The sequence below is a fragment of the Pelomonas sp. SE-A7 genome, assembly GCF_030345705.1.
Taxonomy (GTDB): Bacteria; Pseudomonadota; Gammaproteobacteria; order Burkholderiales; family Burkholderiaceae_C; genus JAUASW01.
This window is the reverse complement of the sequence record NZ_JAUASW010000002.1, coordinates 475,577-488,015: the sequence shown is the minus strand read 5'-3', so window position 1 is coordinate 488,015 and position 12,439 is coordinate 475,577. Positions and strand designations below refer to the sequence as shown.

The following is a 12,439-nucleotide window of genomic DNA, read 5'->3' as shown; positions in this document are numbered from 1 at the left end:
GCGGGACGCGGACCGCGTTGTCCTCGATTGACGGCGGCCCTGGTCACGGCGAGAGTTGCGGCTTCGTTTTTTTGTTTCGATCCCGATCAAAAGGATTCCTCGATGGAGCTTTCGACTTCTTCGCGCCGCGTGCTGAACCTGTCGGCCGTGGCCGCCGCCGTGGCCCTGCTCGGCGCCTGCGCCGCCACCTCTGAATCGGCAGCGCCAGCCGCTGCCGCCGCTGCACCGGCTGCCGCTGCATCGACCCCGGCCGCCGCCGTGGCCGCCGCCAAGCCGGCCTCGGGCGCTGCCCCCGCGGCCGCACCGGCCGCTGCCGCCCGTCCGCCCGCCGACCCGACCGCGCCCAAGCCCTTTGCCGACGTCATCAAGGACGCCAAGCAGCAGGACGGCCTGTTCCCGATCTGGCGCAAGGACGACAAGGTCTGGCTCGAAGTGCCCAAGGCCATGCTGGGCAAGCCGGTGCTGTTCACGGTCAACATCGCCAATGCCGTCGGCGAGCGCGGCCTCTACGCCAGCCAGATGGGCAACGACTGGATGATCGAGTTCCGCCGCGTCGGCAACCAGATCCAGCTGATCGCACCCAACACCAAGTTCCGCGCCGTGGCCGACCAGGGTTCGGCCCGCGCCATCGAGCAGGCCTTCTCGCCCAGCCTGATCGCCTCGGCCGCCGTGGCCAGCGCCGAGCATCCCGAGCGCAAGTCGGTGCTGATCGATGCCGGCTTCCTGTTCAGCGACATCGCCGCCTATTCCACCAACCTGGAGATGGCCTACCGCCTGCCGTTCGCGCTGGACCGTGCCAACTCCTCGTTCGAAAGCACCCGCGCCGAGAAGGAGCTCTCGACGCTGACCACGCGCATGCACTTCGCCACAGCGCGCATCCCGGCGCCGCCGCTGGTGCCTTCGCCCATTCCCACGCCCACGCCGCCGCGCGCCACGCCGGATCCGCGCAGCATGTTCGTCAGCTTCGTCTACAGCTTCGCGGCCCTGCCCGAGCAGCTGATGGCGACGCGTGCGGCCGACCCGCGCCTGGGCCATTTCAGCGAGAGCTTCACCGACCTGGGCGGCGACATGAAGGCCGCCAACCGCGTCCACTACATCCACCGCTGGCGCCTGGAGAAGAAGGACCCGGCGGCCGCGCTGTCGGAGCCGGTCAAGCCCATCGTCTACTGGATGGACAAGAACATCCCGACCCGCTACCGCGCCTCGGTCGAGGCCGGCATCCTGGAGTGGAACAAGGCCTTCGAGAAGATCGGCTTCAAGAACGCCGTGCTCGCCAAGCAGCAGCCGGACGACGCCGACTGGGACAACATGGACGCCGGCCACGCCTCGATCCGCTGGTTCGTCGGCGCCGACGTGGGCTTCGCCATTGGCCCGAGCAATGTCGACCCGCGCACCGGCGAAATCCTCGATGCCGACATCGGCATGAGCGACGTGTTCTCGCGCGGCTCGCGCCGGACCTTCGTCGAGGACATCGGCCGCCCCGCGCAGGAAATGGCGAACGGCCCGCTGGGCCGCCACGACCATGCCCACTGCAGTTATGCCCATGAGGCCGCCGCCGACATGAGCTTTGCACTGGACGTGCTGGAATCCCGAGGCGAGATCGCCCCGGACAGCCCCGAGGCCGAGGCCTATGTGCAGGCCGTGATCAAGGACACGATCATGCATGAGGTCGGCCACACGCTGGGCCTCAAGCACAACTTCAAGGCCTCGACCACGGTCACGCAGGCGCAGCTGAAGGACAAGGCCTGGACCGACAAGAACCCGATCTCGGGTTCGGTGATGGACTACAACGCCGTCAACCTCGCGCTCAAGGGCGAAGGCCAGGCCGCCTACAACCCGCACACGCTGGGTCCCTACGACTACTGGGCCATCGAGTACGCCTACAAGCCCATCGACAAGGCCCAGGAAGCCGCCGAGCTGGCCAAGATTGCCGGCCGCAGCACCGAGCCGCAGCTGGCCTATGCCGACGACCAGGACGCCGGCGGCTTCGGCATGTACGACGGCATGGATCCGCTGGCCAACCGCTTCGACCTGGGCGACGACCCGCTGGCCTACTACAAGAAGCGCTTCAAGCTCTCGCAGGAGCTGTGGGCGCGCGTGCAGGACCGCAAGCCGCAGGCCGGCGACGACCCGCTGCGCCAGCGCCGTTCGCTGATGTCCGGCTTCTCGCAACTGGCCCGCGCAGCGGACCTGGTGGGCAAGTATGTCGGCGGCATGCACGCCGTGCGCGACCTGCCCGGCAGCACCGGCCGCGCCAGCTTCACGCCGGTCGATCCGGCCAAGCAGCGCGAAGCCCTGCAGTTCCTGGGCAGCAGCCTGTTCAGCGTGGATTCGTTCAAGTTCCGCCCCGAGTTCCTGTCCTCGCTGACGCTGGACTACAACGAGGGTGACCGCGGCGTGCCGCTGAACATCCCGGCTGCCGTGGCCCGCATCCAGGCCGGCGCCATGGACCGTCTGCTGACCGCCAACACGGCCACGCGCCTGCTGGACCTGCCCGGCTATGTGCCCGAAGCCAAGCGCCGCGGACTGATCTCGCTGAGCGAGGTCTACAGCACGCTGCAGAACTCGGTCTGGTCCGAGCTCAAGAGCGGTGCCGAGATCGAGCGCATGCGCCGCAACCTGCAGCGCGAGCATCTGCGCCGCGTGCAGACCCTGCTGACGCGCGGCTCGGCCACGCTGCCGCCGGACGCCTTGAGCCTGATGCGCCTGCATGCCACGCAACTGCAGAGCGATCTGCGGGCGGCGGTGGCCAAGGGCGGCCTGTCGGTCGAGAGCCGCGCCCATCTGGCCGAGAGCCTGAATGGCCTGACGGAAGCACTGCGGGCGACGATGAGCCGCAGCTGATCTTTCGGTGTTGGAAATGTGAAGGCCCGCTTCGGCGGGCCTTTTTTGTTTGCGCTCATGGTTCGTCGGGGAGGCCCGGCCCTGCCCACTCGGCGGCGCAGGCGTGCAGGTCGGCCCAAGGGCCGACTGCCCTCGGTGCTCGCAGCCCGGGTCGTGGCGCACAACTCACTTCGCTCCCTTCGGTGCGCTCCGTTCAGACAAGGTGCGCCAAGTCAGAAGTTGAAGCGCGCATTCGCGCGCCGACCCGGGCTGCTGCGCTCTCGGCTGCCCGCATGCGCCGCCGAGTGGGCAGGGCCGGGCCTCTGGCACCGTCGTGGCATGCGCGTCTCAGCTGACCACTTCGGTTCGCTCGGCTGTGGCCTGGCTTGCCGGCGGGCCCTTTGGCGGTGCTGAGAAGCACAGGAGTCCGGGACGCGCGCTTGCGCGCCTCGTTCAACTGACTGGGCGCGACTGTCTGAACGGAGCGCACCGAAGGGAGCGTAGTGAGTTTCGCGCCCGTCCCGGGCTCCGAGCATCGCAAGGGAGTCGGCCCTTGGGCCGACCGCCGCCTCCGGGCCCGCCGGCAAGCCTGGCCACGGCTGAGCCCGCACAGCCTCCGCAGACCGCCAGGTGCTCTACCGCCTCACCCGCCGCGCCTGGCTTCCCAATCCGGCCTGATCAGCCCGAAGGTATGCGCATCCACCGGCTGGCCCTTCACGTACAGAAGTCCGCGGGCCAGGGCCTCGTGCTTGAAGCCGATCTTCTCGGCCACGCCGCGCGAAGGCTGGTTGAGCACGGAGACCGTGCATTCCAGCCGGTAGACCTGCTGGAAGTTGTTGAACAGGTAGTCGACCAGCAGGCCGGCCGCCTCGCTGGCATAGCCCTGGCCGCGCAGCGCGGGATCGAAGATGGTCCAACCGATCTCGCGGGCCGTGGTGTAGCGGCTGCGGGCGCGGAAATGCACCACGTTGCCGATGACGCGACCTTGCTCATCACAGATCACCAGCATCTCGTACTCGTCCGACGAGAAGCCGTTCTCGGCGAACTGCTTGGCCACATCGCCCGGGCTGCGCATGCGGTCCGGCAGGAAGTCGCCCCGCGCGGCCGGGTCGGCCGAGGCCTGGATCAGCAAGGGCAGGTCGGCTTCGGTGGCGTGGCGCAGGCCGACTCGTTTGCTACGGATCATGGCGGGCTCAGCCTTTCTTGCTCAGCGCGTCGAGCAGCTTCTGGTGGATGCCACCGAAGCCGCCATTGCTCATGCACAGGATGTGGTCGCCGGGCTTGGCAGCCTTGACGACCATGGCCACCAGGGCATCGGCATTGGCGCCGACCAGGCCTTGCGCGCCCAACGGCAGCAGGGCTTCGGTGGCGTCCCAAGTCAGGCCATCCTGGTTGCAGAAACTCAGGTCGGCCTCTTCCAGGGCCCAGGGCAGCTGCGCCTTCATCGTGCCCAGCTTCATGGTGTTGGAGCGGGGCTCGAACACGGCCAGGATGCGCTCGGCCGGCTCGATGCGGCGGCGCAGGCCGTTGACCGTGGTGCGTATGGCCGTGGGGTGATGGGCGAAGTCGTCGTAGACCTTGACGCCCGCGGCCTCGCCGCGCAGCTCCAGTCGGCGCTTGACGTTGCGGAACTCGCGCAGCGCGGCGGCCGACTGCTCGGGCGTGACGCCCAGGTGCTCGGCCGCGGCAATGGCGGCCAGCGCGTTCAGCTGGTTGTGCTCGCCGGCCAGTTCCCATTCGACCCGCGCGACCTTCAGGCTGCCGCGCAGCACGTCGAAGGCCTGGGGCTCGCCGCGGGCACGCAGGGCGCCGGGCTCTTCCTTGCGGGCGCCGAAGCGCTGCACTTCGCTCCAGCAGCCGCGGTTCAGCACGCGCTGCAGCGACTCCTCGCGGGCATTGACGACGATGCGGCCGCTCGCCGGCACGGTGCGGACCAGGTGGTGGAACTGGGTCTCGATGGCGGCCAGGTCGGCAAAGATGTCGGCGTGGTCGAACTCGAGGTTGTTCAGGATGGCGGTGCGCGGCCGGTAGTGGACGAACTTGCTGCGCTTGTCGAAGAAGGCAGTGTCGTACTCATCCGCTTCGATCACGAAAGGCGCGCCAGCGCCGAGCCTTGCGGAGACGCCGAAGTTCTCCGGCACGCCGCCGACCAGGAAGCCCGGCTGCAGGCCGGCGTGTTCGAGGATCCAGGCCAGCATCGAGGTGGTCGTGGTCTTGCCATGGGTGCCGGCCACGGCCAGCACATGGCGGCCCTGCAGGAGGTTCTGGGCCAGCCACTGCGGGCCGCTGGTGTAGGGCAGGCCGCGGTCCAGGATGGCTTCCATCAGCGGGAAGCGGCCTTCGCTGGAGCGGGTCACCACATTGCCGATCACGAACAGGTCGGGCTTGAGCTCCAGCTGCTCGGCGCCGAAGCCGGTGATCAGCTCTATGCCCAGCTGCTCCAGCTGGGTGGACATGGGCGGGTAGACGTTGGCATCGCAGCCGGTGACGCGGTGGCCGGCCTCGCGGGCCAGCGCGGCGAGGCCGCCCATGAAGGTGCCGCAGATGCCGAGGATATGGATATGCATGTCAGTCAGTCGAACCAGGCAGGGAGTCGGGGCAGGGCTTGGTCCAGCGAGCCCAGCACCAGGCATTGTGCGGCGATCTCGGCATCAGGCTGCTTCAGGTCGGGCACCAGGCCCACGCCCATGCCGGCGGCCAGCGCGCCCTGGGCGCCATAGGCCGAGTCTTCGAAGACCAGGCAGCTCTCGGGCGCCAGGCCCAGGCTCTGGGCCGCCAGCAGGAACAGGTCGGGATGCGGCTTGCCGCGCAGCACCTGGTCGCCGCCGTGGATGGCCGCGAAGAAGTCGATCAGGCCGGCGGCGCGGAGCCGCTCCAGCACCTTGGCGTGGTGGGTCGAGGAGGCCAGGGCCAGCGGCACGCGGCGCTCGGCCAGGGCCTGCAGCAGGGCCAGGGCGCCGGGCATCAGCTCGAAGCGTTCCTCGCGCTTCGCCAGCTCGGCGTCGACGCGTTCGAACATGGCCTCGGCCGCGGCCACCGAGCCGAAGCGCTGGGTCACCAGCTGTATCGTGTCCTGGCGGTTGCGGCCCACGGTCAGGGCATAGTCGGCCTCGCTCATGGCGATGCCGTCGGCCGCGGCCAGGCGCAGCCAGACCTCGCGGATGGGCCGCTCGGAATCGAGCAGCAGGCCGTCCATGTCGAACACCACCGCGGCGAAGCGGCGGTTGTCCAGCGCGGTGGTCACTTCAGGGCCTGGCGGGCGGCGGCCAGCGTGGCGGCGATGTCGGCCTCGCTGTGGGCAGACGAGACGAAGCCCGCCTCGTACAGCGCCGGGGCCAGGTAGACGCCGGCGTCCAGCATGGCGTGGAAGAAGCGGTTGAAGCGCTCCTTGTCCGTCGTCATCACCGTCTGGTAGTTCTGCGGCAGCGGGTCCATCAGGAAGAAGCCGAACATGCCGCCCTGGCAGTCGGCGCTGAAGGGCACGCCGTTGTCCGCGGCCACCTGCCTGAGGCCGTCGACCAGGGTTTGCGTCTTGCTGGACAGCGATTCGAAGAAGCCGGGCTTCTGGATCTCGCGCAGCGTGGCCAGGCCGCAGGCGGTGGCGACCGGGTTGCCGCTCAGCGTGCCGGCCTGGTAGACGCCGCCCAGCGGCGCCAGATTGGCCATGATCTCGCGGCTCGCGCCGAAGGCCGCCAGCGGCATGCCGCCGCCTATCACCTTGCCGAACACCGAGACATCGGGCTTGAAGCCGGGCAGCAGCGAGGCGTAGTGGCCCTGGGCCGAATGCAGGCCGACGCGGAAGCCGGTCATCACCTCGTCGAACACCAGCAGGGCGCCGTGCTCGGTGCACAGCTCGCGCAGCCGCTTCATGAAGGGCAGGGCGGCGCGCACGAAGTTCATGTTGCCGGCAATCGGCTCGATGATCACGCAGGCCAGTTCCCTGCCGTGCAGCTGGAAGGCCTCTTCCAGTTGCTGCAAGTTGTTGTACTCGAGCACCAGTGTGTGCTGGGCCACTTCGGCCGGCACGCCGGCGCTGGTCGGGTGGCCGAAGGTGGCCAGGCCCGAGCCGGCCTTGACCAGCAGCGAGTCGGTGTGGCCGTGGTAGCAGCCCTCGAACTTGATGAACTTGCTGCGGCCGGTGGCACCGCGCGCCAGACGGATCGCGCTCATGGTCGCCTCGGTGCCCGAGCTGACCAGGCGCACCTGCTCGATGCTGGGCACCAGCTTGATGATTTCCTCGGCCAGCTCGATTTCGCGCTCGGTCGGCGCGCCATAGCTGAAGCCCTCGCGGGCGGCCGACAGCACGGCTTCCAGCACGGCCGGATGGCCGTGGCCCAGGATCATCGGACCCCAGGAGCCTATGTAGTCTATGTAGCGCTTGCCCTCGGCATCGACGATGTAGGCGCCTTCGCCACGGGTGATGAAACGCGGCGTGCCGCCGACGGCGCGAAAGGCGCGCACCGGCGAGTTGACGCCGCCGGGGATGACGCGCTGGGCGCGTTCAAACAGGCTCTGGTTGCTCATGGGGAGGGGATCTTCTAGTGCATTCGACGAGGGCTGCGGGCCGGTGCTTCGGCCGGTGCCTCGTCCTCTTCTTCTTCATCGTCGGTCTCGGCGGCCGCAAAGGCCAGCGGGTTCTCGGCCGCCAGCTGCTCGGCGTCCTCGCCCTCGGGCGGCAGGGCCCAGAAGAAGCGATCCGGCACGACATTGCCCATGCCGGGCCGGAAGCCGGCGTCCAGCGACTGATCCAGGAAGGCCAGGGCCTCGGCCACCGCCTCATGGGCTTCGACGCCCACGGCCAGCAGCGAGGCCAGCGAGGCCGACAGGGTGTCGCCAGCGCCAATGAAGCTGGTCTCGAAGCGCTCGAATTTCTCGCCGGTGATCGGCCCCTGCGGGCTGGCCAGCACGTTGTCGATGAACTGGTTGGGCAGGCTGATGCCGGTCACCAGCACCACGGCCGTGCCATGCTGGCCGGCCGCCACGGCCAGCTCCCGGGCCGAGGCCGGGCGCTCGCTGTCCCAGTCGGGCAGCAGGAAGTCGCTGAGGGTCTTGTGGTTGCCGACCAGGATCGAGGTTTGCGGCAGCACCAGCTCGCGGAACGCGTCCAGGTAGCTCTGCTGCTGTTCCTCGTCCAGCCAGGAAATGGAGGGCATGTAGGCCACCAGGGGCACGTCGGGGTAGTCGCTGAGCACCTCGGCCACGGCGCTGACGCCCTCGGCGCTGCCCAGGAAGCCGACCTTCCAGGCCGTGATGGTCACGTCCTCGAGGATGCTGCGGGCCTGCTCGACCACGGTGTCGCTGTCCAGTACATGCTGGTCGAACACCTCGGCCGTGTCGCGCAGCAGCACGGCCGTGACCACGGGCAGGCAATGCGCGCCCATGGCAGCTATGGTGGCGATGTCGCCGGCGAGGCCGCTGGCTCCGCTGGGTTCGCTGGCGTTGAAGGACATCACGCAGGCCGGCGATTGCGGTTCCTGCTCGTCCTGCGGCGCGATTTCGGCGCCGGCGGGGATCTCGGATTTGCTCATGGTGCGGCGCTGGTTTTGCCTGACTGTAGTGCAGCTGGCCGCAAGCGGCGAAAACGCCACGCCTGCCGGTAAAAATGCACGGCCTCACAGCTCGTCACATGCGGGCTTTCTCTCTCTATAAGAGGCCGGATGGGCGTGGCTACAATCTTTGGCATTGTAGTGATCTGAGTGACGAACCCATCGTGAGCGAACCGAGTACCTGGATGTGCCTGATCTGCGGCTGGATCTATGACGAGGCGGCCGGCGATCCCGAACATGGCATTGCTCCGGGTACCGCCTGGGCCGACGTGGACATGAACTGGACCTGTCCCGAATGCGGCGCCCGCAAGGAAGACTTCGAGATGGTGCGCATCTGATCGCCGAGCGGCGATTCTGAGCCCCATTCCCGGGCCGCGGCCCGCAGCATGTCGAGGAGAACGAGTTTGGATGTCTCTGCTCCCGAAGGCGCGCCGGCCAGCGTGAAAGTGCTGGTCATCGACGACAGCAACACGATTCGCCGCAGCGCCGAGATCTTTCTCAAGCAAGGTGGCCACGAGGTCGTGCTGGCCGAAGACGGCTTTGACGCCTTGTCCAAGCTGAGCGACTACCACCCCGACCTGGTGTTCTGCGACATCCTGATGCCGCGCCTGGACGGCTACCAGACCTGCGCCATCATCAAGCGCAACCCCCATTTCGCGACCGTGCCCGTGATCATGCTGTCCAGCAAGGACGGCCTGTTCGACAAGGCGCGCGGCCGCATGGTGGGCTCTCAGGACTACCTGACCAAGCCCTTCACCAAAGACCAGCTGCTGCAGGCCGTGCAGCAGCACCGCCCTGCGGCCTGAGCCGCGCCGCAGGACCGAGGAGAGCCCGATGCCCATCCAGAAGATTCTGCTCGTCGACGATTCCAAGACCGAGCTGCACCACCTGAGCGAGATGCTGCTCAAGCGCGGCTTCAGCGTGCGCACCGCCGAGAACGGCGAGGAAGCCATGGCCCGGCTCGCCGAGGACAAGCCCGACCTGATCCTGATGGACGTGGTGATGCCCGGCCAGAACGGCTTCCAGCTGACCCGTTCCATCACCCGCGACGAGCGCTTCGCCGATGTGCCGGTGATCATGTGCACCAGCAAGAACCAGGAGACAGACAGGGTCTGGGCCACCCGCCAGGGCGCCCGTGATTACGTGGTCAAGCCGGTCAAGGCGGAGGAACTCCTCGCCAAGATCAAGGCCCTGGGCTGAGCACCGTGGCGAACAAGGAAGCGCTGAGGGAACTCCAGCACCGGCTCGCCGAGCGCATGCAGGCGGCGCGCGAGCAGGCGACCGCCGCCAGCTGGCTGGCCGTCGAGGTGGCGGGCGTGGGTCTGCTGTTCTCGCTGGGCCAAGCGGCCGAGATCTTCACGCCGGTGCCGCTCAAGCAGGTGGCCTATTCCGAGCCCTGGCTGGCCGGCGTGGCCAATCTGCGCGGCGGGCTGTTCACCATCGTCGACCTGGCGGCCTTCCTGGGTCTCAGGCCCGCCGGCCAGGCCGGCAGCGGCAGCCGCCTGGTGACACTGAACCCCGACCTGCACATGAATTGCGCCCTGCAGGTGGACCGCCTGCTGGGCCTGCGCGGCAACGAGCAGCTGCAGCCGGACGGCGGCGAGCTGCCGGCCCAGCGTCCGCGCTATGCCGGTGCCCTGATGCGCGACGCCGAAGGGCGGCGCTGGCAGGTGCTGGATCTGGAGGCGCTGGCAAGAAACGAGCGCTTCGTACGAATCGTGGTCTGAACGGCGGCTCGGGAAACGAGTCGCCAAGCTGAACAAGAGGGTGTGATGAGCTTTCTGGACAAGATCAAGAACCTCGGCAAGGCCGACCAGCAGGCCGACCAGGGCGATGAGCTGCACACGCTCAGCCCCTCGGGTGCGATGCCGCTGGACAGTGGGTCCCGCTCCGAGTCGTCGATCATCTCGGAGGCCGTGCCGTCCGAGCAGCAGCTGCCGCCGGAGTTCAACGAGACCGGCACCTTTGCCACCACCTCGGCCGTGGACTCAACCATGGCCGATCCGGCCGAGCGCCCCAAGCAGGACAACAGCCGGCGCCAGCGCATCCTGACCGCGGCCGTGGCCCTGGGCCTGATAGGCACGACGGCCGGCGTGACGGCCATCGTGGTCAGCGGCAACCGCACGGCCACCCAGGTGCGCGCCACCGGCCAGGCCATGATGCAGTCGCAACGCCTGGCCAAGGCCGTTTCGTCGGCCATCATCGGCAGTCCCGGCGCCTTCGCCGAGCTGCGCGAGTCGGTGCAGACCATCAGCAGCGTGGTCAACGGCCTGCAGAACGGCGAGGGCGATATTTCCGCCGCGCCCTACTCGGTCCAGCTGGACCTCGAAAAGCTCAAGCCCCTGGTCACCCGCGCCGAGAAGAGCGGCCGCCTGGTGATCGACCAGGAGAAGGTGCTGACCCAGGTGGGCACGGCGCTGCGCGCGATCAACCGCCAGTCCTCCGACCTGCTGGAAAGTGCCGAGGCCGCCGCCTCGCAGGCCCTGCAGGCGGGTGCCTCGCCGGCCGAGATCTCGGCCGTCGGCCAGCTGGTGATGCTGACCCAGCGCATCGGCAAGAGCGCCAACGAATTCCTGACGCCTGAGGGTGTCAGCCCCGAGGCCGTGTTCCTGCTTGGCAAGGACTTGAACTCGTTCCGCGAGATCACCCAGGGCCTGATCCAGGGCAGCCCCTCGCTGCGCCTGCCCGGCGCCCGCGACGGCCAGCTGAAGGAGCGCTTGAACACGTTGCTGAAGCAGTACGAAGACACGCGAGTGCAGGCCGCGGCCATCCTGTCCAACCTGCAGGGCCTGGTGTCGGCGCGCGATGCGCAGACCGCCATCCTGGCCGACAGCGAACCGCTGCGCAAAGGCCTGGACGGCATCGCCCAGCAGATCGAGTCCAGCGGCGGCGTCAAGCTGTGGCACCTGGCCCTCTTGCTGGGTTCGCTGACCGCCCTGGTGGTCGGTGCCCTCGGTTTTCTGCGCCTCTACATCGCCGACCAGAAGGCCCGTGCCGCCATGGCCGAGGAGCAGAAGCGCGAGGCCGAGGCCCAGGAGCAGGAGGCCAAGCGCGTCAACGACGCCAACCAGGCCGCCATTCTTCGCTTGATGAACGAACTGCAGGCGGTCGCTGAAGGCGACCTGACGCAGCAGGCCACGGTGACGGAAGACATCACCGGTGCCATCGCCGACTCGGTGAACTACACGGTGGAAGAGCTGCGCAACCTGGTGACCCAGGTGCAGGGCACGGCCGCCCGCGTGACCGAGACCACCAGCCAGGTGGACCAGACCTCGACCGAGCTGCTGGCCGCCTCGACCGAACAGCTGCACGAGATCCGCGCCACCGGCGAGGCCGTGCTGCAGATGGCGGGCCGAATCAACGACGTGTCGGGCCAGGCCCAGCACGTGTCCCAGGTGGCACGCCAGTCGCGTGAAGCCGCCGAGCAGGGCCTGCAGGCGATGCAGAACAACATCGCCGGTATGAACCAGATCCGCGACCACATCCAGGAAACCTCCAAGCGCATTAAGCGCCTGGGCGAGAGCTCGCAGGAAATCGGCGAGATCACCGAGCTGATCTCGGACATTACCGAGCAGACCAACGTGCTGGCCCTGAACGCCGCCATCCAGGCCGCGTCCGCCGGTGAAGCCGGCCGCGGCTTCTCGGTGGTGGCGGAGGAAGTGCAGCGTCTGGCCGAACGCTCGGGCGACGCCACGCGGCGAATCGCTGCCCTGGTCAAGACCATTCAGACCGACACCCACGATGCGGTGGCCGCCATGGAGCGGTCCACGGTCGGTGTGGTGGAAGGTACCAAGCTGTCCGACGCGGCCGGTAATGCACTGGAAGACATCGACAACGTGTCGCGCCGTCTGGACGAGCTGATCGCCCAGATCTCGAGCCAGGCTCAGGGCGAGGCCCGTTCGGCCAACGAGGTGGCCGAGAACATCCAGCACATCTTTGCGGTGACCGAGCAGACCGGCGAAGGCACGCGCTCGACGGCATCGATGGTGCATGAGCTGTCCCGATCCGCCGAGGCGCTGCGCCAGTCGGTGTCCCGTTTCAAGGTCGGCTGATCGCCGCACTGCACAGAA

At 68.3% G+C, this 12,439-nt stretch carries 11 protein-coding genes; 6 read left to right on the top strand and 5 right to left on the bottom strand.

The window, feature by feature from the left end; all coding sequences use genetic code 11:
- The first annotated feature begins 102 nt into the window (after positions 1-102).
- Positions 103-2,844: a zinc-dependent metalloprotease gene (locus tag QT382_RS16285; RefSeq protein WP_289255142.1), complete on the top strand. Its 2,742-nt coding sequence runs from the start codon at positions 103-105 to the stop codon at positions 2,842-2,844.
- A 622-nt stretch (positions 2,845-3,466) separates the two neighbouring features.
- On the opposite strand, the gene QT382_RS16280 is transcribed toward QT382_RS16285, so the two are convergent.
- The 5 genes from QT382_RS16280 to thiD are packed head-to-tail and all read right to left on the bottom strand — an operon-like array spanning position 3,467 to position 8,351.
- Positions 3,467-4,009, bottom strand: coding sequence for a GNAT family N-acetyltransferase (locus QT382_RS16280; RefSeq protein ID WP_289255141.1), 543 nt, complete (start codon positions 4,007-4,009; stop codon positions 3,467-3,469).
- A 7-nt stretch (positions 4,010-4,016) separates the two neighbouring features.
- Entirely contained in the window at positions 4,017-5,390 is a 1,374-nt protein-coding gene (gene mpl, locus QT382_RS16275; RefSeq protein WP_289255140.1) for a UDP-N-acetylmuramate:L-alanyl-gamma-D-glutamyl-meso-diaminopimelate ligase, read from the bottom strand.
- A 5-nt stretch (positions 5,391-5,395) separates the two neighbouring features.
- Positions 5,396-6,067, bottom strand: coding sequence for an HAD family hydrolase (locus QT382_RS16270; RefSeq protein WP_289255139.1), 672 nt, complete (start codon positions 6,065-6,067; stop codon positions 5,396-5,398).
- Positions 6,064-7,347 carry a glutamate-1-semialdehyde 2,1-aminomutase gene (gene hemL, locus QT382_RS16265; RefSeq protein ID WP_289255138.1) on the bottom strand — a complete coding sequence of 428 codons (1,284 nt, stop codon included), beginning with the start codon at positions 7,345-7,347 and terminating at the stop codon, positions 6,064-6,066. Before hemL ends, QT382_RS16270 begins: the two co-directional genes overlap by 4 nt.
- A 14-nt stretch (positions 7,348-7,361) precedes the next feature.
- Entirely contained in the window at positions 7,362-8,351 is a 990-nt protein-coding gene (gene thiD / locus QT382_RS16260; RefSeq protein WP_289255137.1) for a bifunctional hydroxymethylpyrimidine kinase/phosphomethylpyrimidine kinase, read from the bottom strand.
- A gap of 203 nt (positions 8,352-8,554) precedes the next feature.
- Here thiD and QT382_RS16255 point away from each other — a divergent pair, with 203 nt between their 5' ends.
- The 5 genes from QT382_RS16255 (at position 8,555) to QT382_RS16235 (ending at position 12,421) form a co-directional block, all read left to right on the top strand.
- Positions 8,555-8,707, top strand: a complete 153-nt coding sequence (locus tag QT382_RS16255; RefSeq protein ID WP_133604594.1) for a rubredoxin — start codon at positions 8,555-8,557, stop codon at positions 8,705-8,707.
- Positions 8,708-8,773: 66 nt separating this feature from the next.
- On the top strand, positions 8,774-9,175 hold the full coding sequence (locus QT382_RS16250; RefSeq protein WP_289255136.1) for a response regulator: 402 nt from the start codon (positions 8,774-8,776) through the stop codon (positions 9,173-9,175).
- A gap of 28 nt (positions 9,176-9,203) precedes the next feature.
- The gene (locus tag QT382_RS16245) at positions 9,204-9,569 is read left to right on the top strand and encodes a response regulator (protein ID WP_289255135.1); all 366 of its coding nucleotides are present in this window, start codon (positions 9,204-9,206) and stop codon (positions 9,567-9,569) included.
- Positions 9,570-9,574: 5 nt separating this feature from the next.
- On the top strand, positions 9,575-10,096 hold the full coding sequence (locus QT382_RS16240) for a chemotaxis protein CheW (protein ID WP_289255134.1): 522 nt from the start codon (positions 9,575-9,577) through the stop codon (positions 10,094-10,096).
- Positions 10,097-10,141: 45 nt separating this feature from the next.
- Complete coding sequence (locus QT382_RS16235; RefSeq protein ID WP_289255133.1) at positions 10,142-12,421, top strand: methyl-accepting chemotaxis protein; 2,280 nt, start codon at positions 10,142-10,144, stop codon at positions 12,419-12,421.
- Positions 12,422-12,439: the final 18 nt, after the last annotated feature.